The sequence below is a fragment of the Micromonospora sp. NPDC049497 genome (genome assembly GCF_044465805.1).
GTDB lineage: Bacteria > Actinomycetota > Actinomycetes > Mycobacteriales > Micromonosporaceae > Micromonospora.
Genome location: NZ_JBITMC010000014.1, coordinates 1 through 26,480, shown reverse-complemented (window position 1 = coordinate 26,480; position 26,480 = coordinate 1). Strand labels below are relative to the sequence as shown.

26 protein-coding genes are annotated in these 26,480 nt (G+C 74.2%); 11 read left to right on the top strand and 15 right to left on the bottom strand.

What is annotated here, in order from left to right; all coding sequences use genetic code 11:
- Positions 1–70 precede the first annotated feature (70 nt).
- The gene (locus tag ACIBR0_RS19590) at positions 71–2,626 is read right to left on the bottom strand and encodes an AMP-binding protein (RefSeq protein ID WP_396717464.1); all 2,556 of its coding nucleotides are present in this window, start codon (positions 2,624–2,626) and stop codon (positions 71–73) included.
- Positions 2,627–2,702: 76 nt separating this feature from the next.
- On the opposite strand from ACIBR0_RS19590, the gene ACIBR0_RS19585 reads away from it, so the two are divergent.
- Positions 2,703–3,350, top strand: coding sequence for a DNA-3-methyladenine glycosylase (locus ACIBR0_RS19585; protein ID WP_396717730.1), 648 nt, complete (start codon positions 2,703–2,705; stop codon positions 3,348–3,350).
- 58 nt (positions 3,351–3,408) lie between these two features.
- On the opposite strand, the gene ACIBR0_RS19580 is transcribed toward ACIBR0_RS19585, so the two are convergent.
- The 4 genes from ACIBR0_RS19580 to ACIBR0_RS19565 form a co-directional block, all read right to left on the bottom strand.
- Positions 3,409–4,791: an RNA-guided endonuclease InsQ/TnpB family protein gene (locus ACIBR0_RS19580; protein WP_396717462.1), complete on the bottom strand. Its 1,383-nt coding sequence runs from the start codon at positions 4,789–4,791 to the stop codon at positions 3,409–3,411.
- 119 nt (positions 4,792–4,910) lie between these two features.
- A complete protein-coding gene (locus tag ACIBR0_RS19575) occupies positions 4,911–5,309 on the bottom strand; it encodes a GNAT family N-acetyltransferase (RefSeq protein WP_396717459.1) in 399 nt (132 codons plus the stop codon).
- A gap of 6 nt (positions 5,310–5,315) precedes the next feature.
- Positions 5,316–5,540: a type II toxin-antitoxin system HicA family toxin gene (locus tag ACIBR0_RS19570; RefSeq protein ID WP_396717456.1), complete on the bottom strand. Its 225-nt coding sequence runs from the start codon at positions 5,538–5,540 to the stop codon at positions 5,316–5,318.
- Positions 5,537–5,725 (bottom strand): type II toxin-antitoxin system HicB family antitoxin, encoded by a 189-nt coding sequence (locus ACIBR0_RS19565; RefSeq protein ID WP_396717453.1) that lies wholly within the window; start codon positions 5,723–5,725, stop codon positions 5,537–5,539. The genes ACIBR0_RS19570 and ACIBR0_RS19565 overlap by 4 nt, the downstream gene beginning before the upstream one ends.
- 170 nt (positions 5,726–5,895) lie before the next feature.
- Between ACIBR0_RS19565 and ACIBR0_RS19560 the strand changes: the two genes are divergently transcribed.
- The 5 genes from ACIBR0_RS19560 to ACIBR0_RS19540 all read left to right on the top strand — a co-directional run bounded on the left by ACIBR0_RS19560 (position 5,896) and on the right by ACIBR0_RS19540 (position 10,451).
- Positions 5,896–6,981, top strand: coding sequence for a WD40/YVTN/BNR-like repeat-containing protein (locus ACIBR0_RS19560; protein ID WP_396717451.1), 1,086 nt, complete (start codon positions 5,896–5,898; stop codon positions 6,979–6,981).
- Between the two features lies 1 nt (position 6,982).
- Positions 6,983–7,258 (top strand): MoaD/ThiS family protein, encoded by a 276-nt coding sequence (locus ACIBR0_RS19555; protein ID WP_357038838.1) that lies wholly within the window; start codon positions 6,983–6,985, stop codon positions 7,256–7,258.
- 195 nt (positions 7,259–7,453) lie between these two features.
- Complete coding sequence (locus ACIBR0_RS19550) at positions 7,454–8,557, top strand: hypothetical protein (protein ID WP_396717448.1); 1,104 nt, start codon at positions 7,454–7,456, stop codon at positions 8,555–8,557.
- A gap of 128 nt (positions 8,558–8,685) precedes the next feature.
- A complete protein-coding gene (locus tag ACIBR0_RS19545) occupies positions 8,686–9,828 on the top strand; it encodes an LLM class flavin-dependent oxidoreductase (RefSeq protein WP_357038844.1) in 1,143 nt (380 codons plus the stop codon).
- On the top strand, positions 9,825–10,451 hold the full coding sequence (locus tag ACIBR0_RS19540) for an FMN reductase (protein WP_396717445.1): 627 nt from the start codon (positions 9,825–9,827) through the stop codon (positions 10,449–10,451). The genes ACIBR0_RS19545 and ACIBR0_RS19540 overlap by 4 nt, the downstream gene beginning before the upstream one ends.
- Before the next feature lie 137 nt (positions 10,452–10,588).
- Here the strand turns inward: ACIBR0_RS19540 and ACIBR0_RS19535 are convergent, their stop codons facing one another.
- From ACIBR0_RS19535 to ACIBR0_RS19525, 3 genes are all read right to left on the bottom strand, one after another.
- A complete protein-coding gene (locus ACIBR0_RS19535) occupies positions 10,589–11,452 on the bottom strand; it encodes a universal stress protein (protein ID WP_396717442.1) in 864 nt (287 codons plus the stop codon).
- Positions 11,453–11,596: 144 nt separating this feature from the next.
- Entirely contained in the window at positions 11,597–12,493 is an 897-nt protein-coding gene (locus tag ACIBR0_RS19530; protein WP_396717439.1) for a universal stress protein, read from the bottom strand.
- Positions 12,494–12,542: 49 nt separating this feature from the next.
- On the bottom strand, positions 12,543–15,185 hold the full coding sequence (locus tag ACIBR0_RS19525) for a cation-translocating P-type ATPase (RefSeq protein ID WP_396717437.1): 2,643 nt from the start codon (positions 15,183–15,185) through the stop codon (positions 12,543–12,545).
- 181 nt (positions 15,186–15,366) lie between these two features.
- On the opposite strand from ACIBR0_RS19525, the gene ACIBR0_RS19520 reads away from it, so the two are divergent.
- The gene (locus ACIBR0_RS19520; RefSeq protein ID WP_396717434.1) at positions 15,367–15,843 is read left to right on the top strand and encodes a cyclic nucleotide-binding domain-containing protein; all 477 of its coding nucleotides are present in this window, start codon (positions 15,367–15,369) and stop codon (positions 15,841–15,843) included.
- A 67-nt stretch (positions 15,844–15,910) separates the two neighbouring features.
- On the opposite strand, the gene ACIBR0_RS19515 is transcribed toward ACIBR0_RS19520, so the two are convergent.
- The 3 genes from ACIBR0_RS19515 to ppdK form a co-directional block, all read right to left on the bottom strand.
- Complete coding sequence (locus tag ACIBR0_RS19515) at positions 15,911–16,144, bottom strand: hypothetical protein (RefSeq protein ID WP_396717432.1); 234 nt, start codon at positions 16,142–16,144, stop codon at positions 15,911–15,913.
- Between the two features lie 129 nt (positions 16,145–16,273).
- Positions 16,274–16,720, bottom strand: a complete 447-nt coding sequence (locus tag ACIBR0_RS19510) for a hypothetical protein (protein WP_396717430.1) — start codon at positions 16,718–16,720, stop codon at positions 16,274–16,276.
- A gap of 12 nt (positions 16,721–16,732) precedes the next feature.
- Positions 16,733–19,393, bottom strand: a complete 2,661-nt coding sequence (ppdK, locus tag ACIBR0_RS19505; protein WP_396717427.1) for a pyruvate, phosphate dikinase — start codon at positions 19,391–19,393, stop codon at positions 16,733–16,735.
- Positions 19,394–19,536: 143 nt separating this feature from the next.
- Here ppdK and ACIBR0_RS19500 point away from each other — a divergent pair, with 143 nt between their 5' ends.
- The 3 genes from ACIBR0_RS19500 to ACIBR0_RS19490 all read left to right on the top strand — a co-directional run bounded on the left by ACIBR0_RS19500 (position 19,537) and on the right by ACIBR0_RS19490 (position 22,126).
- Complete coding sequence (locus ACIBR0_RS19500) at positions 19,537–20,016, top strand: GNAT family N-acetyltransferase (protein WP_396717425.1); 480 nt, start codon at positions 19,537–19,539, stop codon at positions 20,014–20,016.
- A gap of 26 nt (positions 20,017–20,042) precedes the next feature.
- Positions 20,043–20,666: a hypothetical protein gene (locus ACIBR0_RS19495; protein WP_357035255.1), complete on the top strand. Its 624-nt coding sequence runs from the start codon at positions 20,043–20,045 to the stop codon at positions 20,664–20,666.
- Between the two features lie 134 nt (positions 20,667–20,800).
- The gene (locus ACIBR0_RS19490; protein WP_357035258.1) at positions 20,801–22,126 is read left to right on the top strand and encodes a hemolysin family protein; all 1,326 of its coding nucleotides are present in this window, start codon (positions 20,801–20,803) and stop codon (positions 22,124–22,126) included.
- A gap of 3 nt (positions 22,127–22,129) precedes the next feature.
- Here ACIBR0_RS19490 and ACIBR0_RS19485 read toward each other — a convergent pair whose 3' ends face one another.
- The 4 genes from ACIBR0_RS19485 to ACIBR0_RS19470 all read right to left on the bottom strand — a co-directional run bounded on the left by ACIBR0_RS19485 (position 22,130) and on the right by ACIBR0_RS19470 (position 24,551).
- Positions 22,130–22,420 carry a PRC-barrel domain containing protein gene (locus ACIBR0_RS19485; protein ID WP_396717421.1) on the bottom strand — a complete coding sequence of 97 codons (291 nt, stop codon included), beginning with the start codon at positions 22,418–22,420 and terminating at the stop codon, positions 22,130–22,132.
- 4 nt (positions 22,421–22,424) lie between these two features.
- A complete protein-coding gene (locus ACIBR0_RS19480) occupies positions 22,425–22,805 on the bottom strand; it encodes a hypothetical protein (protein WP_396717419.1) in 381 nt (126 codons plus the stop codon).
- A complete protein-coding gene (locus ACIBR0_RS19475) occupies positions 22,802–24,028 on the bottom strand; it encodes an NRAMP family divalent metal transporter (RefSeq protein ID WP_396717417.1) in 1,227 nt (408 codons plus the stop codon). The genes ACIBR0_RS19480 and ACIBR0_RS19475 overlap by 4 nt, the downstream gene beginning before the upstream one ends.
- Before the next feature lie 139 nt (positions 24,029–24,167).
- Positions 24,168–24,551: a PaaI family thioesterase gene (locus tag ACIBR0_RS19470; RefSeq protein WP_396717728.1), complete on the bottom strand. Its 384-nt coding sequence runs from the start codon at positions 24,549–24,551 to the stop codon at positions 24,168–24,170.
- A gap of 106 nt (positions 24,552–24,657) precedes the next feature.
- On the opposite strand from ACIBR0_RS19470, the gene tyrS reads away from it, so the two are divergent.
- Complete coding sequence (tyrS, locus tag ACIBR0_RS19465; RefSeq protein ID WP_396717725.1) at positions 24,658–25,962, top strand: tyrosine--tRNA ligase; 1,305 nt, start codon at positions 24,658–24,660, stop codon at positions 25,960–25,962.
- The last annotated feature ends 518 nt before the right edge of the window (positions 25,963–26,480 follow it).

Below are 26,480 nucleotides of genomic sequence, written 5' to 3'. Positions count from 1 at the left end.
TCTCCCGCCGTCGGTCCTGCCGTCAGTCTGCCGTCCCACGGCGTGATCGGCCGGGGGAGCGCGCCGGCCGTCAGTCGGCGGTGGTGCGGGCGGACCGGCGCTCGTGGCCGGTGGTGAGCAGGCTCGCCCAGCGCCAGGCCCGGTTGACCAGGGCCGCGTACGCGATGCCCAGCGCCACCGAGGCGGCCAGCGCCACCAGCGGCAGGTCCCGCAGGTGCGGGTACACCTGCCAGTGGGTCAGGTAGATGTAGAGCGAGCTGGCGGCGAGCACCCCGGCCACCTTGTTCACCACACCGAGGCTGGGCACCGTGGGCAGCCACACCAGCAGGGCGAACCCGGCCACGATCAGCGCCTCGCGCGCCGGCTGGCCGAAGAAGCCCGGCACGGTCGCCGCCGCGGCCACGGTGACCAGCAGCCGCTGCCGTACGCCGTCGGCCCGCGCGGCGGCCCAACCGAGGGTGAACAGCCAACCCGCGACCAGCGCCGACGGCAGGTCGTGGCGGGCGTCCAGGCCGAAGACGTCGTACCGGCCGAGAAGCGCGACCCCGGTCAGGGCGAGGGGCAGGGCGAAGGGTCGCCGTCGCTCCCACCGGTCCACCCGGCGCAGGCCGAGCAGGGCGGCCGTCGCGATCAGCAGGTAGACCACCGCCTCGATGAACCAGAAGTGCCACCCGTCCGGTACGTCGTCCGGCCGGAGCGCGCCGTGCAGCAGCAGGAGGGTGCTCCACCGGTACTGGTCGCTCACCAGCATCACCGCGCCGATCCACGCCGCGGTCGGCAGGACGATCCGCAGCACGCTGGACCGGATCTGCCGCAGCCGGTCCCGGCGGTCCGCCCCGGTCAGCTGGAACCGCGCGAAGTTGAAGCCGGCGACCGCGAGCAGCAGGTGCGCGCCGCCGGTGATCGTGAACAGCGGGATGTGCGAGCCGACGATCAGCAGGATCGCCGTGGCGCGCAGCGCGACGCTGGTCTCCAGCGACCGCCGCCGGCCCGGCTTGCGGGCGGGGGCGCGCAGCGCCGCGATCGGCAGGGTGTGCCAGTTCGCCGGCAGGTGGCCCAGCTCCCGCTCCAGGCGCACCGACATCTCGACGTACGACAGGGAGTCGCCGCCGAGGTCGACGAAGCTCAGGTCGGGCGTGACGTCGGTGCGGTCGAGCACCTCCGCGTACAGCCGGCAGAGGTCGCCGGACGACGACGCCGCCGGTGTCGGGGCCGGAGTGTCGGCGGCGTCCGCGAGCGCGCGCAGCGCGACCAGGTCCGGTTTGCCGCTGGCCAGCCGGGGCACCTCGGCCAGCGCCAGAACGCGGACCGCGCGCGGCGGCAGCCCCACCTCGTCGGCGACGAGCCGGCGGATCCGGCGCGGGTCGCCGGGACCGGCCACCGCGACGACGAGCTCGTCGTCGCCGCCCACGCAGGTCGCCGCGACGTCGTGCGCGGCCAGCAGCGCCTCAACCTGCTGCGGGTCGATCCGCAGGCCGAGGATCTTGGCGAACCGGCTGCGCCGGCCGACGATCTCCCACAGGCCGTCCGCGCCGCGCCGGGCCAGGTCGCCGGTGTGCAGCTCGTCGATCGTCCGGCCCAGCGCCAGGTCGGCGGGGGACTCGGCGTAGCCCAGCATGACGTTCGGGCCGGCGTAGACCAGCTCACCGACCGCCGGGTCCGCGTGGTCCGCGACCGGCGCGAGCCGGAAGGCGCCGCCGGGCACCGGCACGCCGATCGCCGCCGGGCGGTCGAGCGCCAGGTCCGGAGGGAGGTACGCCATCCGCGCGGTCGCCTCGGTCTGGCCGTACATGACGAAGAGGTCCCAGCCGGCCCGCCGCCCCAGCTCGGCGTAGCGCACCACCCGCTCCGGCGCGAGCCGGCCGCCGGCCTGGGTGACGTAGCGCAGGTGCGGCAGGTCCATCCCGGCGAAGCCGACCCGGTCCAGCAGGTCGAAGGTGTACGGCACGCCCGCGAACGTGGTGGCCCGGGTGGCCCGGAACAGCTCCCAGAAGCAGCCGTCGGCCACCGACAGGTCGGTCAGCACCAGCGCCGCGCCCCGGGCGAGGTGGCTGTTGACCACCGACAGGCCGTAGCAGTAGTGCAGCGGCAGCGTGGTGGCCGCCCGGTCGGTGTCCCGGATGCCCAGGTACCCGGCGATCGACTCGGCGTTGGCCTGGAGGTTGGCGTGCGACAGCCGCACCAGCTTCGGCGAGCCGGTCGAGCCGGACGTGCTGAGCAGCAGCGCCAGGTCCGGGTGCAGGTCGTGGGCGGAGGCGGCCCGCCGCTGCACGATCCGCCAGCCGCCGTCGGCCGGGCCGACGACCACGTCCGGGTCGTACGCCGCCACCAGCGAGGCCACCGCCGCGTCGTGCCCGCCCGGCACCAGCAGGACGGGGTGGCCGGCGTGCAGCGCCGCCAGGTACGCCACCAGCGAGTCGAGCGTGTTCGCGCCGACCACCAGGACCAGCCGGCGCCCCGTACCCAGCCGGGCGGCGGTCCGCGCGACCCGGTCGGCGAGTTCGGCGTACGTGGTCTCCCCGTCCCGGGTGATGACGGCGGGACGATCCCCGTGGGCGGCCAGTTCGCGGACGAACGGCACCGCCCCGAGGGCCGGGAGCAGGGAGGACAGGGGTGTCACGGGCACCCACTCTAAGGTAAGCCTCGCCTTATCAGTAGTGCCGGGCGACCCGCGTCACGGCCGGATAGGGTCGGTGACCGTGGTGACGTACTCCGACCGGCGACCCGCCGACCTCGCGACCCTGGCCGATCTGCTCGCCGGCCCGGTCGTGCCGGCGGCCCGCGGCCTGCTCGGCTGCCGGCTCTCCGCCGGGGGAGTGACCGTGCGGATCACCGAGGTCGAGGCGTACGCGGGCACCGCGGGCGACCCCGCCTCACACGCCCACCGCGGCCGTACCCCGCGCAACGCGGTGATGTTCGGCCCGTCCGGACACGCGTACGTGTACTTCACGTACGGGATGCACTGGTGCGTGAACGTGGTGACCGGCCCGGACGGCGAGGCGTCGGCGGTGCTGCTGCGCGCCGGCGAGGTGGTCGACGGCCTCGACGTGGCCCGGGAACGGCGACCCGCCGTACGCCGGGACGTCGATCTCGCGCGCGGACCCGCCCGGCTCTGCGCGGCCCTCGCCATCGACCGGGCCGCCTACGGCGTGGACCTGCTCGGCGACGGGCCGGTGCGGCTGCGACCGGCGCTCGGGCCGGTGCCGGACGACGCGGTGGCCGCCGGGCCCCGGGTCGGCGTGACCGGCGCGCACGACGTGCCGTGGAGGTTCTGGATCGACGGCCACCCGACGGTCAGCGCCTACCGACGCCACGTTCCACGGAGTCGGGTTCAGTCGGGGCCGCGGTAGCGGCGCAGGACCACCGGCTCACCCGACGGGCCGGTCCAGGTGGCGGTGCCCGTGCCCTCTAGTGCGGTGTCCACCAACGTTCACCGGGTGTCCGGTGGTTGTTGTGGATCCTCGCCGGGTGGGCGAGCGACTCCCCGCCGGGTGGTGGGGCGGGCCTCCGCGGGCCAACTGATCCTCGCGCCGCTTGTGGTGGGCGGCGGGGGTCACGTCGGGACTGTCCGGCACCGGGGAGGTGCCGGCCGGCTCGACGGTGCGTGACCACCCTGGGCAGCACTGGCATGGCTGTGGGGGTGGTGGGTCCGCCGCCCGGGGTGCGGGTGGCGATGCTGGCGGCCGCGACCAGGTCGCGGTGCCCGAAAAAAGCGCAGTGTGGGCAGGACAGGGTCCGCCCGCGGGGTTTCGGCACCCGCCGTCGGCAGGCCGGGCAGGTGGAGGAGGTGCCGCGCTCGTCGACGAGGCGGACGGTGATGCCGGCCAGGGTGGCCTTGTCGGTGAGGACCTGCAGGAGCCGGCCGATCTGCCACTGCCGCAGCCGCAGGTTGTGCCGCCGCCCCGCGTCGAGGTTCAACACCCCACGTGGGTCACCGACGTGCAGCACACCGATCCGCTGCCGCACCGCCCAGGACACGACCGTGCGGGCGGCTTCGTGCTGGGCTTGGCGGATCCGCCGCCGGTGCCGACCCTCGACCTGGCGCGCGCGGCGGCGGTACTGCCGCCAGCGCCGCGAACCCTTTTCCCCCGGCTTGGGTGCCCGGCGGGCCACGGCGCGGTGGCGGCCTTTGCTGTCGGCCAGGTGCATGCGGTGCTCGGCGCGGATCGCCCGCCCCGACACCAACAGGCCCTCGCCGTCCGGGCCGGCCACCGCATACGGGTGAATCACACCGAGGTCCACCCCGGCCACCCGGGCAGGATCCGGCCCGTCACCCGCCGGGTAGGCCGCGATCGGGACTTCCGCGGTCACGTCCAGGAACAGCCGGCCACCCTCACACAGCAGCGTGATCGACCGGACCTGCTCGACCGGATACGGCACCTCCCGCGCCAGACGCACCCACAACGGCAGCCCGCCTTTGGCAGTGGGTATCCGCACCCGACGCCCGTCGAGGGTGAACGTGCCGTGATACCAGCGCACCGGCACCAACCCCCGCCGCCGGCGCGGGAACCGCGCCGACACGTCACCCGTCGTGCGGCGTTTCGCCGCCGCGAACCAGGCATCCGAGAACCGGCGCAACACCGACCGGGCACCCACCGAGTCCAGCTCACCGAACGTCCCCGGCCCCGACCCCGACAACTCCCGGCACAACTCCTGATAGCCCACCCGGGGCGCGTCGTGGCGGCGGCGACGCCACGCGTTGACCTCCAGCACACACGCCCACACGTCACCCGCCGAGCGCAGCAGCCCGAAACACCGCTGACGCTGCCCCGCCGTCACTCGCACCGCCACCCGGGCCGTGCGATGCACGACCCGGGGCGCGGCAGGATCCCGACGACGAGGCACGAACCGAACCCAACACCACCCGTACGACACTTTCCGACGCCCACCAACCCGGTGAACCTTTGTGGTCACCGCACTAGCTGCCAGCCTGCCGCCTCGTAGAGCGCAGGCGCGGCGCCGTCGATGCGCTCGACAACCTCCAGGACGATGGGCAGTCGGTGCGATCGTGCCCATTCCCGGGCGCGGTCGATGAGCCGTCGACCGATCGCCTGGCGGCGGAACTCGGATACCACGAAGAGTCGGCTAACGGCGACCTCGGCACCCGCCACGCCGCCGACCACCAGGACGTGGCCCACGATCCGAGCATGCGGACCCTCGGCCACCCACGCCGCGCGTATCCCGTCAGGCGTCAGCCAGCGGCGCGGGTCGTCGGGCCAGTTCAACGGGTACCGGTCCGCCTCGTGTACGGCGCGGAGCAGCGTCACACACCCGTCTAGGTCGTCCGGTAGGCGCTCCCGGATGGTCACGAGCACTCAGGTGAGCAGTCGAAGGAACTCGGCCGGTGTCAGGTCGGCCTGTCGAAGAATGGAGGCCAACGTTCCGCGCTTGATGGTGCTGTGCTGCGGAACCACCACGACCAGTCCGGCCGAGTTCCGGTAGACCGCATGGCTTCCCTTGGTCCGGACGTGCACGAAGCCGGCCTTGGTCAGCGCTGCCAGCACCTTCCGCAGCGGAAGGTCAGCAAGTGCCGGACTCACGCCGCCCGGCCCACCTGGAAGGACGTGACGAGAGGAGTCGCCTCGATGGCGGGCTGGGCCACCTCTTCCAGGTAGGCCTCCACGGCCTCCCGCAGGTTCGCCAGGGCCTCGTCGACCGTGCCCCCCTGGCTGGCGACCTCAAGCTCCAGACAGCGGGCCACGTAGCAGTCTTCCTCCTGATGCACCGCCGCAGTGAACGTGCGGACCATTGTCGTCCTCCAAGCGAGTCCGGGCCGGAACCGACATCGTATGTCTGCCACGGCCGCCCCGACCCCGCGCGGCGCGGGGTCGGTGACGTTGTCGGGGGGTGTGGCCATAATCACGGCAGCACTCGCCGAGGGGACGGAGACGGTCGATGGCCACACTGCTCGCGATCGGGACGGCCAAGGGGCTCTTCCTGGCCACCAGCACGGACGGACGACGCGGTTGGGAGGTGTCCGGGCCGCACTTCCCGATGACCGGGGTGTACGCGGTGGCCGTGGACACCCGCCGTGCCACGCCGCGACTGCTGGCCGGCACCGACAGCTCGCACTTCGGGCCGAGCGTCGCCACCTCCGACGACCTCGGCGCCTCGTGGCACGAGCCCGACCACGCCCCGGTCGCCTTCCCCGCCGACACCGGCGCGACGCTCGGCCGGGTCTGGCAGCTCACCCCGGCCGGGCCGGACCAGCCGGACGTCGTGTGGGCCGGCACCCAGCCGTCGGCGCTGTTCCGCTCCGACGACGGCGGCGTGACCTACGAGCTGGTCCGCGCGCTCTGGGACCACCCGCACCGCGAGCAGTGGGGCGCGGGCTTCGGCGGCCAGGCGGTGCACACGGTGCTGCCGCACCCCCGCCACCCCGACCGGGTCGCGGTGGCCATGTCCACCGGTGGGGTCTACCACTCGACGGACGCGGGCGCGAGCTGGGCGCCGGGCAACACCGGCATCCGGGCCTACTTCCTGCCCGACGAGTGGCCCGAGTTCGGGCAGTGCGTGCACAAGGTGGCCCGGGACGCGGGCGACCCCGACCGGCTCTACGCGCAGAACCACCACGGCGTCTACCGCTCCGACGACGACGGGCACACGTGGTCCTCGATCGCCGAGGGGCTGCCGAGCGACTTCGGGTTCCCGATCGTGTCGCTGCCGGGCCGGCCCGGCACGGTCTTCACCTTCCCGCTGGCCGCCGACAGCGAGCGCTTCCCGGCCGGCCAGCGCTGCCGCGTCTGGCGCTCCGCCGACGCGGGCGGCAGTTGGGAGCCGGTCGACGCCGGCCTGCCGGAGGGGCCGTTCTACCCGGCCGTCCTGCGGGACGCGATGTGCGCCGACGACGGCGAGCCCGGCGGCGTCTACTTCGGCACCCGCTCCGGGGAGGTCTACGCCAGCCGCGACGAGGGCGACTCCTGGTCGCTGGTGGCCGCCCACCTGCCGGACGTCCTCTCCGTCCGCGCCGCGACGGTCTGACATGGTCACCGTGCTGCTGCCCGGTCCGCTGCGCGGCGAGGCCGGGGGAGCGAGCCGGCTGACGGTCACCGCGGCCGGCACGCTGCGTGCCGTCCTCGACGAGGTGGCCGGCGAGTGGCCCCGGCTCGGCCGGCGGATCCGGGACGAACGGGGCGAGCTGCGCCGGTACGTCAACGTCTACGTCGACGGGGAGGACTGCCGGCACCTCGGTGGCCTGGACACCCCGGTCCCGGCCGACGCCGAGGTCCAGGTGCTCCCGTCGGTCGCCGGCGGCTGACCCCGGTCGGCCCGTCCGTGCGGCCGGCCGGCCGTGCCCTCCGAGCGCGGGGACGTAGCAGGTTTTGCGCCATCTGCCGCCACCGGTGGCGCTGCCCCCGACGCGACGCAGAATGGTAAAAGCGCAGTTCAGAGCCGTCCTGGCTGCCCTAGGACGTGCGGCCGGAGCGCCGACCACCACGCCCCGGAGGCACCCATGGCCGCACCCGTCGTCCGTTCCGTCACCCCCGACCAGACCGTCCTGCTACCCGGGCAGTCCACCTCCGTACGGGTGGACGCCTACCATCCCGACTCGCGGTTGCTGACCCTCTCCGGTCGAGTGAGCGACCCCACCGGCGTCACCTGGGACACCCCGGTCCGGGTGGACCTGAGCGTGCCGCTCACCGTCCAGCTCACCAGCACCGCACCCGGCGTGACCGTCACCCCGAACGCCACCGATCCGACCCGCTTCACGGTGACGGTGCTGGCCGGCCGGGGCACGGTCACGCTGACCGCCACGGCCCGCGACACCGCCGGCCGGACCGGCACCGCCACGGCCACGCTGACCGTGCCGCTGCTGGTCGGGATGAGCGCCGAGAAGGGGGCGCGCACCCAACGTGTGGTGGCCGAATACCCCGGCCTGCGCTACATGCGCGACTTCGGCACGGACGGCGGCGACGCCGACAACCTGCCGGAACTGCCCCCGCTGAACGCCGGCAAGTTCGTCGACGCCCCGTCGGCGGTCATGCACGTGTCCTGGAAGGACGACGTCGAGCAGTTGGCCGGGTGGCTGGACGGGCTGGGCCGGCCGATCTACCTGACCTGGTACCACGAACCGATGGGTGACGTCACGCCGGTGGCGTACCGGGCCGCCGCGACGCGACTGGCGCAGATCGTCGCCGCGCACCGCAACCGCCGCTGGGTGCTCGGCCACGGTCCGATCGTCACCCGGTACTGGCTCGACGAGGGGCGCGGCAACGCGACCGACTGGGGCTACCCGGGCATGACCCACTACGGGGTCGACTGCTACTCCCGGGACACCGCCGCGTACTGGCCGGTGTCCCGGATGTTCGGCGCGGCGTTCGGGAAGGTACGCGCCGCGTACCCGGGGATCCGGCTGCTGGTGCCGGAGTACGGGATGAGCCGGATCACGGCCGACACCACCGGCGCGGGCCGGGCGCGGGCCCTCCAGGAGCACGTCACGTGGCTGCGGCAGCAGGGCGATGTGGACGCGGTGGCGTACTGGAACAACTGGGCCGAGTTCGAGTTGGGTGACCCGCCGCTGGAGTCGACCGCCTGGCGGAACGTCCAGCTGGGGTGAGGCGTCCGTCGGGGCCCCGGCGCGACTCCACCGGGGCCCCGCGGACCGGAATAGTTGACTCGTCAAATATGTTGTCGCAGGGGTCCGGGAGCCGCACCGGTCCCGGTCGGACGACAGAGGAGTCGGTCATGCAGTTCGGAGTCTTCACCGTCGGCGACGTCACGGTCGACCCGACCACCGGGCGGGAGCCGACCGAGCGTGAGCGGATCAAGGCGATGGTCGCCATCGCGCTCAAGGCCGAGGAGGTCGGCCTCGACGTCTTCGCCACCGGCGAGCACCACAACCCGCCGTTCGTGCCCTCGTCGCCCACCACCATGCTGGGCTACATCGCCGCGCGGACGTCCCGGCTGTTGCTCTCCACCTCCACCACGCTGATCACCACCAACGACCCGGTGAAGATCGCCGAGGACTACGCGATGCTCCAGCACCTGGCCGACGGCCGGGTGGACCTGATGATGGGCCGGGGCAACACCGGGCCGGTGTACCCCTGGTTCGGGCAGGACATCCGCAACGGCATCCCGCTGACGATCGAGAACTACGACCTGCTGCGCCGGCTGTGGCGCGAGGACGTGGTCGACTGGTCCGGCCGCTTCCGTACGCCGTTGCAGTCCTTCACCTCGACGCCGCGCCCGCTCGACGGGGTGCCGCCGTTCGTCTGGCACGGCTCGATCCGCAGTCCGGAGATCGCCGAGCAGGCCGCGTACTACGGCGACGGCTTCTTCGCCAACCACATCTTCTGGCCGAAGGAGCACACCCAGCGGATGGTGGGTCTCTACCGGCAGCGCTTCGCCCACTACGGCCACGGCACCCCGGACCAGGCCATCGTCGGGCTCGGCGGACAGGTGTTCATGCGGCGCAACTCGCAGGACGCGGTGCGGGAGTTCCGCCCGTACTTCGACAACGCCCCCGTCTACGGCCACGGGCCGTCGCTGGAGGAGTTCACCTCCCAGACCCCGCTGACCGTGGGCAGCCCGCAGCAGGTCATCGACCGCACTCTGGGCTTCCGCGACTACGTCGGTGACTACCAGCGCCAACTGTTCCTCGTCGACCACGCCGGCCTGCCGCTGAAGACGGTGCTGGAGCAGCTCGACATCCTGGGTGAGGAGGTCGTCCCGGTGCTGCGCAAGGAGTTCGAGTCGCTGCGCCCGGCCCACGTGCCGGCCGCACCGACCCACGCCTCCCTGGTCGCCGCCGCCGAGGTCGCCGCCCGGTCCGGCGACGACGCCGTCACCGGTGACCTCGCCGGCGCGGGGAGCGAGGCGGGTCGATGAGCCGCCGTACCCTCGCCGTGGTCTCGGCCGGGCTGTCCCAGCCGTCCTCCACGCGCCTGCTCGCCGACCAGCTCGCCGCGGCCTCCCGCGACGAGTTGGCCCGGCGGGGCGCCACCGTCGAGGTCCGGTCGGTCGACCTGCGGGAACACGCCCACGACATCGTCAACAACCTGCTCACCGGCTTTCCGTCGCCCGCGCTGCGGCAGGCCCTCGACACGGTGACCGGGGCGGACGGTCTGATCGCCGTCACCCCGATCTTCACCGCCTCGTACAACGGGCTCTTCAAGTCCTTCTTCGACGTGGTCGACGCCGGGGCACTGGTCGACCGGCCGGTGCTGATCGGCGCCACCGGCGGCACGGCCCGGCACTCGCTGGCACTGGAGCACGCGGTCCGGCCCCTGTTCGCGTACCTGCGGGCGGTGGTCGTACCCACCGCGGTCTTCGCCGCGCCGGAGGACTGGTCCGGTGGCGCGGCCGACGACGCGCTGCGCCGGCGCATCCTGCGGGGCGGCGCGGAGCTGGCCGACCAGGTGGACCGGCGACCGCCGTCGAGCGGGCCGGCCGACCCGTTCGCCCTCACCGCCGACTTCGCGGACCTCCTGGGCCAGGGTCGCGACCACTGACGCCCGACCCCGTCACGACCGCCCTCGTTCACGGAAACAGTGGCCTCCCCGTCCCGGGAGGCCACTATTTCCCTGTTCGAGTGGCATCGCCCTGGCGCCCATCGCCCTGGCGTGCACCCCGCGGCGCGGGCGCGGCGTCAGGCTTCGTGGCCGTGCGGGCGGGCGACCAGCACCGGGCACCGGGCGTGCTGGACGAGCGCCTGGCTGACCGAGCCCAGCAGCAACCCCGTGAACCCACCGCGGCCCCGGGAACCCACCACGACCAGTGCGGCGTCCCCGCTCGCCTCGACCAGCGCCTGCTCCGGCCGGGCCGACCGCAGCACCCGCTCCTCGACGACGAGGTCGGGACGGGCGGCCCGCAGCGCTGCGGCGGCAGCGTCCAGCAGGGCGTCCCCGCCCGCCCCCGCTTTCGGCCCGCCCTCCGGCGCGCTCGCGTCCGGGTCCCGTACGTGCGCCAGAACCAGGGTGGCGGCACGTCGGGTGGCCTCGTCGGCGGCGTACCCGACGGCCAGGTCCGCGGACTCCGAGCCGTCCACCCCGACCAGCACCGGACCGTCGACCGGAACCGGCTCCTCCGTGGGGCGCACCACCAGCACCGGGCAGTGCGCGTGCGCGCTGACCTGCGTACCGACCGAGCCGAGCAGCAGGCCCGCGAACCCGCCCAGGCCCCGGCTGCCGACCACGACGAGGTCCGCCCGACGGGACTCCTCCACGAGCGTCGCGCCCGGCCCGCCGGCCACCTGCCGTACCTCCACCTCCAGGCCGGGCCAGCTCCCGGCCAGCTCCGTCGCGGTCCGGGTCAGCATCTCCTGTGCCGACTCCGAGGGAGCCGGAATCCCCACGTCGTACGGGTTGAGGGGCACGCCGTAGCCGAGCGGGTGCAGGTAGCCGTGCACCAGGTGCAGGGGCGCCGAGCGCTGCACGGCGGCCCGCGCGGCGTGCTCGGCCGCCACCAGGCTCGACGGTGATCCGTCCAGTCCCACCACGACGGGTCGATTCATCAGAGATCCCTCCGGGTCGATCAGGTCATTGTCTGTGCGGCCACGCCGACCCACCGGCTTTTACCCGACACACCACCGCCCGGAACACCGGACGGACACGCCGTCGCGCCGGCCTCGGCCGGCGCGACGGTGGACCTGGCCGGGTCAGGACCGTTCGGTCCGCCGGTGGTGGCGCACGATGGCCAGCGGGCAGTGCGCGTGGTGCAGCACCGCGTGGCTGACCGAGCCGAGCAGCAGCCCGCCCAGCGCGCCCACACCGGACGCGCCGACGACCACCAGCTGTGCCTTCTCCGACTCCTCGACCAGCACCCGGGCGGGGGTGCCGCGCACCAGCCGGTGCCGCACGGGCACGTCCGGGTAGCGCTCGGCGAAGCCGGTGACCGACTCGGCCAGCGCCCGCTCCTCCTGCTCGCCGAAATCGTTCAGGTCGTAGACCAGGGGCAGGATGTCGCCGGGACCCACCGGCGTCGGGTAGAGCCAGGCGTGCACCGCGACCAGCGGCGCACCCCGCCGGGCCGCCTCCTCGAAGGCGAACGCGACGGCCTCGGTGGACAGTTCGGAGCCGTCGACGCCGACCACCACCGGCCCGTCGGCACGCGCCTCGCCGCGTACCACCAGCACCGGGCACGCCGCGCGGGCGGAGACCCGCAGGGTGACCGAGCCGATCAGCAGGCCGGCGAAGCCGCCCAGGCCACGGCTGCCGAGCACCACCAGCGCGGCTTCCCGGGACTCCGTGACCAGCACCGGGGTCGCGGCGCCGTCGACGACCGCGCCGGTGACCGCCACCTCGGGGGAGACCTTGGTCGCCTCGGCGACGGCCTCGGCGACGTACCGCTCGGCCTGGTTGCGCAGGCCGGCGTCGGCCGGCGCGCCGGGCACCGGAGTCAGCGGCGCGCCGGTGAGCGGCCAGATGAACGCGTGCACGACCCGCAGCGGACGCTGCCGGTACGCCGCCTCGCGGGCCGCCACCCGGACCGCGTCCAGTGCGGCGGCGGAACCGTCCACGCCCACCACGACGGGGGCACCGGTGTCGATGGTCATGAGAACCTCCTTCGTCCACCCACAGCCTGCTCCGTCGAGCGCCCGCCGGTCAGGGCCGGCCGACCCGGTCGGTGGGCCGTTGGTCCCGAACCGCCGCCCGCGCCACACGTCCTCTGGTGAACCCGCTGGCCAGGCGCAGCACCAGGCCCGGCAGGACGCTGGCGGCGGCGCAGGCGAGCAGCTCCGTGGGGGTGAGCGGGTCGGTGCCGAGCAGCTCCCGCAGGGGCGCGAGCAGCACTCCGGCGACCTGGAGCAGCGCCGAGACCGCCACCGCCACCGGCAGCGCGAGGTTGCGGTACCGGGCGCCCCGGGCACGCGGCGCGCGAACCGCGAGCGCCACGCCCAGCTGGGACAGGCCGAGCACCACGAAGACCACCGACTGCCAGGGCCGGTCCGCGGACATGGCGACCACCCCGGCACCGAGCACGACGGCGGCGATGAGCCCGCCGGTGAGCAGCACGTCCCGGCCGAGGCCGGCCCCGAGCACCGACTCCGAGGGGGAGCGCGGGGCCCGGCGCAACGTGCCCGGCTCGGCCGGTTCGGCGCCCAGCGCCACCCCCGGCACCCCGTGCGTGAGCAGGTTGACCCAGAGGATCTGCGCCGGCAGCAGCGGTACGGCCAGGCCGAACAGCGGCCCGAGGAGCATCACGGCGATCTCGGCGGTCCCACCGGCCAGGGCGTACCGCAGGAACCGACGGATGTTGTCGTAGATCCGGCGGCCCTCGCCGATGGCGGCGGCCACCGTGGACAGGTCGTCGTCGACCAGCACCAGGTCGGCGGCCTGCCGGGCGACCTCGGTGCCGCCGCCCATCGCCACACCGATGTCGGCGCGGCGCAGTGCGGGCGCGTCGTTCACCCCGTCCCCGGTCATCGCCACCACGTGCCCCCGGGCCTGGAGCCCGGCGATGATGTCGAGCTTCTGGTCCGGTTGCGTCCGGGCGAAGACCCGCGTGTCCGGGTGCGCGCGTGCCGGGTCACCGTCGTCGCCGCGTACGACCGGGTCGCCCGGCGACCACAGGCCGAGGCGGCCGCCGATCGCGGCGGCCGTGGCGGGGTGGTCGCCGGTGATCAGCACCAGCCGGACCCCGGCGGCGTCGAAGCTGTCGGCGATGTCGGTGGCGCCCGCGCGCAGCGGGTCGCCGACGGCGACCAGGCCGACCGGGCGCAGGCCGGCGGGCTGGGCGGGATCGGCCGGTGGGGCGTCCAGGACGGCGGAGGCGACGGCGAGGACGCGCAGCCCCTCGGCGGCGAGCCGGTGCGCGGCGGCGGTCAGCTCCGCGACCTCCCCGGCGGTCGCGTCGACCAGGGGCGGAACCAGGACGGCCTCCGGCGCGCCCTTGCACACCACCAGGTACCGGCGGTCGCAGGAGCGGTGCACGGTGGTCATCCGGCGCAGGTCGGCGTCGAACGGGTGCTCGGCGATCCGGGGCCAGGCGGCGCGGGCGTTCTCGGGGTCGAGGCCGCACCGGGCGGCGAAGGCGACCAGGGCCGCCTCCAGAGGGTCCCCGACCGCCGTCCACTCGGGTCGTTCGTCGGTCGGTGGCGCGAGTGTCGCGTCGTTGCAGAGCAGGCCCGCGCGGGCCAGCCGGCGCAGGTCGTCCGGTACGTCCACCCGCTCCCCGCCGTGGTGCACGGCGCCGTGCGGGGCGTAGCCGGTACCGGTGACCGCGTACCGGGAGCCGCCGCCGGTGACCGCGGCCTGCACCGCCATGCGTCCCTCGGTGAGCGTCCCGGTCTTGTCCGAGGCGATCACGGTGACCGAACCCAGCGTCTCCACCGCGTGCAGCCGGCGCGGGATGGCCCGGGCCCGGGCCATCCGGCGGGCCCCGAGCGCCAGGGCGAGCGTGACCACCGCCGGCAGGGACTCCGGTACGGCCGCCACCACCAGGCTGACGGCGGTGACCGCCATGTCCACCACCGCTCGCCCGCTCAGCACCCCGATCAGGAACACCAGGCCGGAGAGCACCACGGCGGCCAGGCCGAGCATCCGGCCGAGGCCGGTCAGGCGGCGTTGCAGCGGGGTGGCGGCGGGGCGGGTCGCCGTCACCAGGGCGGTGATCCGGCCCAGCGCGCTCGCCGCGCCGGTCCGGACGACCGTCCCGGTGGCCCGCCCGGTGGTCACCACGGTTCCGGCGTCGGCCTCCTCGCCGGTGGACCGCCGCACCGGCACCGACTCACCGGTCAGCGCCGACTCGTCGACGGCCAGCCGGGCGGTGTCGGTGAGCAGCAGGTCCGCGGGCACCACGTCGCCGGCCTCGATCCGGACCAGGTCGCCCCGGACCAGTTCGGCGGCGGGCAGGACGACGTCGTGCCCGTCCCGCACCACGCGGGCGGTGGGCGCGGCGAGCCGGTCCAGCGCGGCGATCGCCCGGTCGGCGCGGACCTCCTGCACGACGCCGATGGCGGTGTTGACGAGCACGACCAGCAGGATCACGGCCGTGTCCGGGTAGTCCCGCAGCGCCGTGGTCACCACGGCGGCGGCCAGCAGCAGGGCGACGAGCGGGTCGGTGAGCTGCCGCAGGACCCGGGAGCCGAGGTGCCGGCGGGGCGGCGCGACCGTCGCGTTCGGTCCGTCCGACCCCAGGCGGGCGGCGGCCTCCGCCGAGGTCAGGCCGGTCGGCGCCCCCGGTGCTCCGGTGGTGGTCCCGGCCGTCGTCCGGTACGCCGCCGCCAGTTGACCCGGTCGTCCCACCGGTGATCCTCCGTCCCGTCCGCGGCGTGCCACCCCGGCACACCGTCCCAGTCCAGCCTCGCCCGGTCGGGCGCCGGCGGGCAGGGGCGGAGCGCCCGCACGTTGCGGGACCAACGGCCCTGCCGGAAAACCGCCGGAGGCGGTCGGATGGAGCGGGACGTGCCCACCGGGAGGAGCCGCCATGACCACCCTCGACGTGTTGCGCGCGCACCCGTTCCTGGACGGGGTGCCCGAACCGTGGCTGCCCCGCCTGGCCGGGTACGCCCGACCGGTGGTGTGGCACCCCGGGCACCGGCTGTTCCGTGCCGACCAGCCGGCGGAGCGGTTCTGGCTGGTACGGCAGGGGCAGGTGGCGCTGGACTTCGCGGTGCCGGGCCGGGGCGACGTGGAGATCGAGATGATCGGTCCGGGCGGGGTGCTCGGCTGGTCCTGGCTCTTCCCGCCGTACCGGTGGCAGTTCGGTGCCGTCGCGGCGCAGCGCAGCACGGCGGTGGAGTTCACCGCCGCCGGGGTTCGCCGCCTGATGGAGTCCGACGACGCGCTCGGTCGGCAGCTCACCACCCGGTTCATGAGTGTCGTGGTGGACCGGCTGCACGCCGCCCGGGGCCGCCTGCTCGACCTGTACGGCTATCCGACGACGGTGCCGTCCGCCGGCTGACCGTCCGGTGCGGACGGCCGGGTGACCGGCGGCGGCACGCGGGTCGCCTCCTGCGGGCGGCTGTCCGTCATCCGGGGCGGGAGCGGACCACCAGCTCGTCGACCTCGAGACGACCGATGCGCAGTTCCCGGATCACCGCGTGGCGGATGGCCAGCCGGCCGATCGCCAGCACCCCCAGGGCGACCGCACCGCCGGCCAGCGCCCCCACGGCCAGCGCGCCCAGGGCCGCCGAGCCGGCCGCCCCCGCCCCACCGCCCGTGCGGGCCGGATTGGCCCGCGTGCGCCGTACCCCGATCGCCATGCCGTCATTGTCGCTCCCCGCCACGGCCCCACCCGCGCCAACCCCGCGCCCCCGTCGCGCACTTTCACGGAAAGAGTGGCCATTCCGCCGGGAACAGCCACTCTTTCCGTGAAACTGCCGTCGCGGTGCTCAGCGCTGCACGACCAGGCGGCGGGCGCCCAGCGCGCGGGCCCACCACGGGCGGGGCGCGCGGGGGGCGGGCAGCGGCAGGCCCTTGAGGCTGACCCAGCCGCCGGGGCCCATCTGGACCGAGCCGATGGCCGGTGGACGGCGGCGGCCGAGCGCCGCCGCGCCGGCCGCGAGCAGGCCGAGCCCGAGCACGCCGGCCGCGGCGGCGAGCAACTGGTCCGGGTCGAACACCGGCCGGTACCGGACCCGACCGCCGGCCAGGACGAACGCCCCGACCGGGCGGCCGGCGTGGGTGACCGGCACCAGCGCCGCCGTCGGCTCACCCGGCAGTTCCAGGACCGGACCGACCAGGGGTACGCCGGGTGCCGGGCGCTCCGCCGGGGCGGCTACCGGGCGGACCGGCGGGGCGAACGGCGCCGGACCGGTGGGATTGAGGATGGCGGTCATGGCGGGTACCTCCTAACGGGAGTCGGAGACGACACCGGTGGGCCGGGCGGCGGCCCGCCCGGCGGCCAGCCGGGCGACCGGCACCCGGTACGGCGAGCAGGAGACGTAGTCGAGGCCGGCGTCGGCGAAGAAGGCCACCGACTCCGGGTCCCCGCCGTGCTCCCCGCAGACGCCGACGGTCAGGTCGGGCCGGGTGGCGCGTCCCTCGGTCACGGCCAGCCGGACCAGCCGGCCGACGCCGGTGGCGTCGATGGTCTCGAACGGGGAGACGCCGAAGATGCCGCGCTCCAGGTAGGTGGCGAAGAACGAGCCCTCCACGTCGTCGCGGGAGAACGCCCAGGTGGTCTGGGTCAGGTCGTTGGTGCCGAAGGAGAAGAAGTGCGCCTCGCGGGCGATCTCGCCGGCGGTCAGCGCCGCGCGCGGGGTCTCGATCATCGTGCCGACCGGGATCGGCGGGACGCCCGGCACCCGGGCCAGCACCGCCTCGGCCTCGACGCGCACCGCGTGCAGCTCGCGGACGTCCCCGACCAGGGGCACCATGATCTCCGGTCGCGGGTCGCCGCCGTCACGGACCCGCCGCGCGGCGGCCTCGGCGACGGCCCGCACCTGCATCGCGAACAGGCCGGGCACGACGAGGCCGAGCCGTACGCCGCGCAGGCCGAGCATCGGGTTGGCCTCGTGCAACCGGCGCACGGCCGCCAGCAGGGCCGCGTCCCGTCCGGGGTCCTCGCCGAGCGCCTCGGCGCGGGCCACCCGCGCGGTCAGCTCGTGCAGCGGGGGCAGGAACTCGTGCAGCGGCGGGTCGATCAGCCGGATCGTCACCGGCAGGCCGTCCATCGCCGCGAGGATCTCCACGAAGTCCTCCCGCTGCAGCGGCAGCAGCGCGTCCAGGGCGGCGGTCAGCTCGGCCGGGTCGTCGGCGAGGATCAGCCGCTCCACCAGCTCCCGGCGCTCGCCGAGGAACATGTGCTCGGTGCGGCACAGCCCGATCCCGGCGGCGCCGAACTCCCGGGCCCGGCGGGCGTCGGCCGGGGTGTCGGCGTTGGCGCGGACGCCCAGCCGGCGTACGGCGTCGGCGTGGGTGAGCAGCCGGTCCACGGCGGCGACCAGCCGGTCGGTCTCCGGGGTCAGCTCGCCGGCGAGGTACCGGGCCACCGGGGACGGCGCCACCGGCACCGCGCCCGGGTAGATCCGCCCGGTCGTGCCGTCGATGGAGACCACGTCGCCGGCCCGGAGCACCCGGTCGCCGACGGTGACCTCGCCCCGCTCCGGGTCGATGCGCAGCGCCTCGGCCCCGCACACGCAGGTGCGCCCCATGCCGCGCGCCACCACGGCGGCGTGGGAGGTCTTGCCGCCCCGGGAGGTGAGGACACCCTCCGCGGCGATCATGCCGGGCAGGTCGTCGGGGTTGGTTTCCCGGCGGACCAGGATCACCGGCCCGTCGGCGGCCACCGCGGCGGCCGAGTCGAAGACGATCCGCCCCACGGCGGCGCCCGGCGAGGCGCCCACCCCGGTGGCCAGCGGCGGCGGTGCGGCCGCCAGGTCGAAGGCGGGGAACATCAGTTGGGCGAGCTGCGCCCCGTCGACCCGGTGCAGCGCCTCGTCGAGGGTGATCAGCCCCTCGTCGACGAGCTGCGCGGCGATCGTGAACGCCGCCGCCGGGGTGCGCTTGCCGACCCGGGTCTGGAGCATCCACAGCCGGCCGCGTTCGACGGTGAACTCGACGTCGCACAGGTCCCGGTAGTGCCGCTCCAGCACACCCATGATCCGGGTCAGCTCCCGGAAGCTGGCCGGGTCGATCCGCTCCAGCTCGGCCAGCGGCACGGTGTTGCGGATGCCGGCGACCACGTCCTCGCCCTGCGCGTCGGCGAGGTAGTCGCCGTACACGCCGGTCGCGCCGGTGGCCGGGTCGCGGGTGAACGCCACCCCGGTGCCGGAGTCCGGCCCGAGGTTGCCGAACACCATCGCCATCACGTTGACCGCGGTGCCCAGGTCGCCGGGGATGTGCTCACGGCGGCGGTAGAGGACCGCCCGCTCCGCGTTCCAGGACTCGAAGACCGCCCGGATCGCGAGGTAGAGCTGCTCGTGCGGGGCCTGCGGGAAGTCGTGCCCGACCTGCGCGGCGAACACCTTCTTGTACGTCTCGACCAGCGCCCGCAGCGCCGCCGCGTCCGGGCCGTCGGGGCCCGCCGCCGCGCGTACGGTCTCCAGCTCCCGCTCGAACTCCTCGGCTCCGACGCCGTACACGGTCCGGCCGAACATCTGGATCAGCCGCCGGTAGGAGTCCCACGCGAAGCGCTCGTCGCCGCTGTGCGCGGCCAGTCCGGCGACCGTGGCGTCGTTCAGGCCGATGTCCAGGATCGTCTCCATCATCCCGGGCATCGAGAACCGCCCGCCGGAGCGCACCGCCAGCAGCAGCGGGTCGTGCGGGTCGCCGAGGCGCCGGTCGAGGCGTACCTCGATCTCCCGCAGGTGGTCGTTGACCTCGTCGAAGAGCCCCACCGGTGGCCGACCGTCGGCGAGGTACGCCCGGCAGGCGTCGGTGCTGATCGTGAAGCCGGGGGGCACGGGCAGGCCCAGCCGGGTCATCTCGGCCAGGTTCGCGCCCTTGCCGCCGAGCAGGTCCGCCCTGCTCCGATCGCCCTCGATGAAGTCGTAGACGTACGTCGTCATGGTGCCGGCCTCCTCCGCTACCGCCGGGGCGACCTCGCCCCCTTTGTTGGTAGCAAGGCGTGGACCGGCCCCGGCAGGGCCGGACGGGACCCGGAGCGGGCCAGAGGTCCCGGATGTCGGGGGCGGGCCCTATCCTCGGTGCCGTGACCGCCGACCTGCGCCTGCGTGAGGTGCGCGACGAGGACCTGCCGCACTTCTACTCGTACCAGCGGGACCCGGAGGCGGTGCGGATGGCGGCGTTCACCGCCGACGACCCGGACGATCCGGCGGAGTTCGCGGCGCACTGGCACCGGGTCCGCACCGGCCCGGCGAACAGGTCCTGGACCGTCACCGTCGACGGCACGGTGGTGGGTTACGTGCTCGCCTTCCCGGTGGGTGAGCGCACCGAGGTCAGCTACTGGATCGACCGGGCGCACTGGGGCCGGGGGTACGCGACCCGGGCGCTCGGCGCGCTGCTGCGGGAGCTGCCGCAGCGTCCGGTGCACGCCCGCGCGGCCAAGGACAACCACGGCTCGCTGGCGGTCCTGCGCAAGTGCGGTTTCGTCGTCCGCGGCGAGGACCACGGCTTCGCGCCGGGCCGGGGTCACGACGTCGCGGAGTGGGTCCTCGAATTGGCGGCCTGACCTGGGCAGGGACTACTGTCCCTCCGGTGAACTGGCTGGAACTGACCGGCTGGGCCGGCTCCGCGCTGCTGGTCTGGTCGCTGCTGCAGACGCGCATCCTCCGGCTGCGCGCCCTCAACCTGATCGGCTGCCTCATTCTCATCGGCTACAACGCCGCCGTGGAGGTCTGGCCGATGGTCGGGCTGAACGTGGTGCTCGCCGTGATCAACGTCTGGTACCTGCGGAAGATGCTCGCCACCCGCCACGACGAGGCGACGTACCAGGTGGTGGAGGTCGGCGTCGACGACCAGTTCCTGGCCCACACCCTGCGGGTGCACGCCGCCGACATCGCGCGGTTCAACCCCGGCTTCAGGTGGGAGCCGGCGGGGGACCGCTCGGCGTTCGTGGTCATGAAGGCCGACGAGGTGGTCGGGGTGGTGCTCTCGCACGCCGAGCCGGGCGGGGTGGCGCAGGTCGACCTGGACTACGTGACCCGGCGGTTCCGGGACTTCACCCCCGGCGAGTTCGTCTACCGGAGCAGCCGGCTGTTCACCGACCGGGGCTTCCGTCGGGTGGTCAGCCCGCCCGGCATGGTCGCCCCCTACTACCACCGGCTCGGGTTCCGCCCCGAGGGCGACGCGTACGTCCTGGACCTGCCGGCCGCCGCCTGACGCGTCGGCGTCACCCCGCCGGGAGGGTTCGGCACCGCGACCGGTGGGCACAATGGCGCGTACGCCGGCGGGCTCTCCGCCCGGCGGCGCCACCGGAGCGCCCGGCGGCGCGGTCCGTGTGAGGGAGAACCGGGTTGCAGAGCTACTGGAGCCAACTGGCCCTGGTCGGAGTCCTGGTCATCCTCAACGCGGTCTTCGCGGGCAGCGAGATGGCCCTGGTGTCGCTGCGGGACAGCCAGATCCAACGGCTGGAACGGACCAGCCGCGCCGGCCGGGTGCTGGCCCGGCTCGCGAAGGACCCGAACCGGTTCCTCGCCACGATCCAGATCGGCATCACCCTGGCCGGTTTCCTCGCCTCGGCCGCCGCCGCGGTGTCGCTGGCCCGGCCGCTGGTGCCGCTGCTGGACGTGTTCGGCGGCGCGGCCGAGACGGTCGCCATCGTGCTGGTCACCCTCGTACTGACGTTCGTCACCCTGGTCTTCGGCGAGCTGGCCCCCAAGCGGATCGCCATGCAGGCCGCCGAGCGCTGGGCCCTGCTCGTGGCCCGGCCGCTGGACGTGCTGGCCACCCTCACCCGACCGGCCGTGTGGGCCCTCGGGGCCACCAGCGACCTGGTCGTCCGGCTCGTCGGTCTGAACCCGAAGCACGAGCCCGACGAGATCGGCCCGGACGAGCTGCGCGACATCGTCGCGGGCAACCACGGCTTCACCAAGGAGCAGCGGACGATCATCGCCGGCGCGGTGGAGATCGCCGACCGGCAGCTCAAGGCTGTCCTCGTGCCCCGCCTCCAGGTCTTCACGCTCGACAGCGGCACCACCGCCGAGGCCGCCCGGCTCGTCCTCGCGGCCACCGGGCACTCCCGGGCGCCGGTGGTCCGCCACGGCGGCCTGGACGACGCGATCGGCGTGATCCACCTGCGCGACCTCGTCGGCGTGCCGGACGACCGGCCGGTCGACGAGTGCGCCCGCCCGCCGATGCTGCTGCCCGACTCGCTGCCGGTCGTGGAGGCGCTGCGCCAGTTCAAGGCCGAGCGGCAGCACATCGCCCTGGTGGTCGACGAGCGCGGCGCGGTCGACGGGATCGTCACGCTGGAGGACATCCTGGAGGAGATCGTCGGGGAGATCTACGACGAGACCGACCGGGACGTGCACTCGGTGCGGCACGAGCCGGACGGCACGACGGTGCTGCCCGGCACCTTCCCGGTACACGACCTGATCGACCTCGGCGTGGAGCTGCCGGGCCGCCCCAGCGGCGACTACACCACCATCGCCGGTCTGGTCCTCGCCTGCCTGGGCCACATACCCACGGCAGCGGGGGAGAGCGTCACCGTCGACCGGTGGACGCTGGCGGTGACCCGCATCGACCACCACGCGATCACCGAGGTCCGGCTGCACCGGGAGAACACCGCCGAGGACGAGGAGCCGGACGCCGCGCCGGTGCTGGACGAAGCCCGCAGCTGACGCTCAGCCGGCCCCGCCGCCCGGGAAGCCGGGCACCGGCGGGTCCAACCGCACCCGGTGCACCGGCACCTGCACCGTGCTGCGGCCGAGCAGCCGGGCCACCGCCCGGATCGCCCACGGCCCCCTCGGGTGCCGCTCCGGCCCGATCAACCGGCCGGCGAGCCGCCCGTACCAGTGCGCGGTGACGACCAGGTCGGTCAGCCGCAGCGGCCCGTCCGGCACCGCGCCGCGCACCACCACGTCCACCACCCGCCCGAGCCGCCGGCCCCGATGGTCGTACGCCGTCCGTCCCACCAGCTCACCCGCTCGCACGGCCCGCCCCCGGTATCCGCTCGATCAGGTGCCGGCGCAGCCACTCCTCCACCGGTGAGCCGGGCAGGTCCTCGGCCCGTACGCGCAGCCACACCGCGCTGTCCACCCGCTCCACCAGCCGGAACGGGATCCGCGCCGGGGCCATCGGCCGGTCGGTGACGAAGCGCTCCGCGGCCAGCACCAGCATGCGGCCGACCCGGCCGCCGACCCGCGCGCCGAGCACACCCGGCCCGCTGAGCAGCGTGTGCACGTACGCCGCCCCGTCCTCGCCGACCGCGAACTCCACGTCGTCGACCTTGCCGACCGGCCGCCCGGTGGAGTCCACCATCTGCCGGTCCAGCAGGTGCTGCACGAGCTGGATCCTCACCGGCCCCACCCCGCGGCGATCGCCAGCGGCACCGCGGCCAGCGACGCGGCGAGGACCACCGCCAGGAACACCGCGCCGAGCAGGTTGAGCCAGCGGCCGTTGACCCGGTCGCCCAGGTAGGTGCGGTCGTTCGCCACCACCAGGATCGGCAGGTACGTCAGCGGCAGCGCCACCGCACTGACCACCAGCATGTACTCGGTCAGCGTCACCGGGTCGACCCTGGTGAACAGGACGAGCACCCCGAGCAGCACGCTGACCAGCAGCACGGTGTGGAAGCGGGCCGCCTCCCGGGGCCGGACCCGCTTGCCCCACTGCCACCCGAAGTACTGCGCCGCCGCGTACGCCGCGGACAGCCCGGTCTCCAGCGCGGCGCCGAAGGTGACCGCGAAGAACCCCACCGCCACCACCGCCAGCCCCGCCGCGCCGAACGCGAGCACCACCGGGGCCGCCACCTGGTCCAGCGACGTGACCGACACCCCGGCCGGGTGCAGCACCACGGTCGCCGTGGCGATCAACGACAGCGCGAGGAACCCGCCGACCGGGAACCCGATCAGCACGCCCGAGCGGGCGTCGGCCAGGTCGGCCGCGCTCCACCGCTCCTCCACGCCGCCGGAGGAGAAGAAGAACACCTCGTACGGGCTGACCGTCGAGGCGAAGAGCGCCACCGCCACGAACCAGTACGCGCCCCACCCCTCGCCGGCCGCACCCGGGTGCAGCGCGCCGCGCCCCAACGCCGCCCAGTCCGTCGGCAGCCAGAACAGCGCCACCGCGAAGACCACCAGCGCCAGCCCGGCCAGTCCGAACACGCGCTCCATCAGCTGGAACCGCATCCGCCACAGCACCAGCCAGACGGCGAGCCCGGCCGCCGGCACCCACACCAGGTACGGCACCCCGGTGGCCAGCCGCAGGGCCAGCGCCACCCCACCCAGTTCGGCGGCCAGGGTGAGGACCGTGACCAGGTACGACGCCATCAGGTTGACGAGCGCCACCCGCGCCCCGAGGCGCTCCCGGACCAGGTCGAACACCGCCCGGCCGCTCACCGCCGCGATCCGTCCGGCCATCTCCGCGTACGCGCAGATCCCGACCACGCCCAGCAGCAGCACCCAGGCATGCGCCATGCCGAAGCGCGCCCCCGCCTGGCTCGCCGCCACCAGGTCACCGATGTCCACGAAGCCGCCGACGGCGGAGAGGATGCCGAGCGTCCCGGCGAGGAGTCTCCTCACCTGGGCGGCGCGGCGGGCGGCGTCATCGACGCGACCATATCGGCGCAGAACGGGTCAGATAAGGCGAACGCCGATCAGCCCCGCGTACGGCCCGCAGCCCCCGACCGTGCCCGACGGCGGCGGCGCGGGCCCGGCGACGTCAGGAAGCGGAGAGGTTCTGGAGCCGGACCTGCCCGCGCGCCACCAGGCGGTCGGTGTCGTCGGTGATCTCGACCTGCCACAGCTGCTGGCTGCGGCCCCGGTGCACCGGCGTGCCCACGGCGGTCAGTTGGCCCTCGCGGACCGCGCGCAGGAAGTCGGTCTGGTTCGACACGCCGACCACCTGGCCGCGGTCACCCAGCCAGAGCGACCCGCCGACGCTGGCCGCCGTCTCTACCACCGAGCAGTACACGCCGCCGTGCTGGATGCCGAAGGGCTGGTGCAGATCCGGGCGGACCCGCCAACGGATGACGACGCGGTCGCCGCTCACCTCGTCGAACTCCAGGCCGAGCAGGGCCACGAAACCACCCGTCATGTTCGGCATCTCCACGGTCAACCCCTCCTCGATCACGGCGCCGCCAGCGTAGCGGGGGACCGGAGTGGTAAACCCGGTACGGTCGGCCGCCGGTCATGGGGGAGAATCGGTGACCGTGACCGACAGCAGCCTCCCGCCGCCCCGGCGGGACTCCCTGACCGATGACCTGCAGTGGCGAGGCCTGATCCAGGACTCCACCGGCCTCGACGAGCTGCGCGAGCTGCTCGACGGCGGGGCGGCGGCCTTCTATGTGGGTTTCGACCCGACGGCGCCCAGCCTGCACGTCGGCCACCTCATGCAGGTCACCACGGCCCGCCGCCTCCAGCTCACCGGTCACCGGCCGTTGCTGCTCGTCGGTGGCGCGACCGGCCAGATCGGTGACCCGAAGGAGAGCGCCGAGCGGACCCTGAACCCGCCGGAGGTGGTCGAGAGCTGGGTCGCCCGGATCCGTGACCAGCTCGCCCCCTTCGTCTCGTACGAGGGCGCCAACGCCGCGCAGCTGGTCAACAACCTCGACTGGACCGGCGAGATGTCCGTCATCGAGTTCCTCCGCGACGTCGGCAAGCACTTCCCGGTCAACAAGATGCTGGCCCGCGAGGTGGTGAAGGCCCGGCTGGAGAGCGGCATCAGCTTCACCGAGTTCAGCTACCAGCTGCTCCAGGCCCACGACTTCTTCGAGCTGCACCGCCGGCACGGCTGCCAGCTCCAGTTCGGCGGCTCGGACCAGTGGGGCAACATCACCGCCGGCGTCGACTACGTGCGCCGGCGCGGCGCGGGCCCGGTCCAGGCGTTCACCACGCCGCTGGTCACCAAGTCCGACGGGACGAAGTTCGGCAAGACCGAGGGCGGCGCCATCTGGCTCGACCCGGAGATGACCAGCCCGTACGCCTTCTACCAGTTCTGGGTCAACGTCGACGACCGCGACGTCGGGCGCTACCTGCGGTGCTTCAGCTTCCGCTCCCGCGAGGAGCTGGAGGCGCTGGAGAAGGAGACGGCGGAGCGACCGGCGGCCCGTGCGGCCCAGCGCGCGCTCGCCGAGGAACTGACCACGCTGGTGCACGGTGAGCGGGAGATGGCGCAGGTCGTCGCGGCGAGCCAGGCGCTCTTCGGCCGCGGCTCCCTGGAGGAGCTGACACCGACCACCCTGCGCGCCGCGCTGACCGAGGCCGGCCTGGTCCACCTCACCGAGCTGCCCGACGTGGCCGGGCTGCTGCGCGAGTCCGGTCTGGTGCCCAGCCTCAAGGAGGCCCGGCGGGTCATCGCGGAGGGTGGCGCCTACGTCAACAACACCCGGGTGTCCGAGGTCGACGCGCAGCTGACGCCGGAGGACCTGCTGCACGGCCGGTACCTGGTCCTGCGCCGCGGCAAGCGCTCCTTCGCGGGCGTTGAGCTGCGAGATAGCCGTACGACGACAGTGTGACGCGGGACGCGCCCGGCGGATTTGACGATCACTCCGCCGGGCGCGTAACTTTCTCTCTGTCAGCGCGGAACGGACGAAACAGGCGAAAGACCTGAAGGCCGGAGCGCGGGAATGACCTCCGGGTCGGACGGGTTGTCACCTGTCAGAGCCGGTACGGGCGGTGCCCCGAACTCGCCGCGAGGCGGATTTGGTGAGGCGAGACCGACCGGGTAAGGTTGTCGACCGGCAGGGCACCGGGCGAGCGAGCGGGACACCGCGAGCGGCCGGCCTGCCGAAAGCCACGAGGGAAGCGGCGCAAGCCATTATCTTCGTGGTGCCCGGAAAAGGGTTGGAAGCATGACAAACCGCGAAACAACGGTTTGACACAGCGAAAACCGCCGGGTAACGTAGTAAAAGTGCCCGGCGCGAGAGCGGCGGGTGTGAGACGGACGAAATGCCCCGGATGGGTTCTGCGTGAGTGGGATGCCGGATGGTGTGTGGTTGTTCTTTGAGAACTCAACAGGGTGCTTGATAAGCCA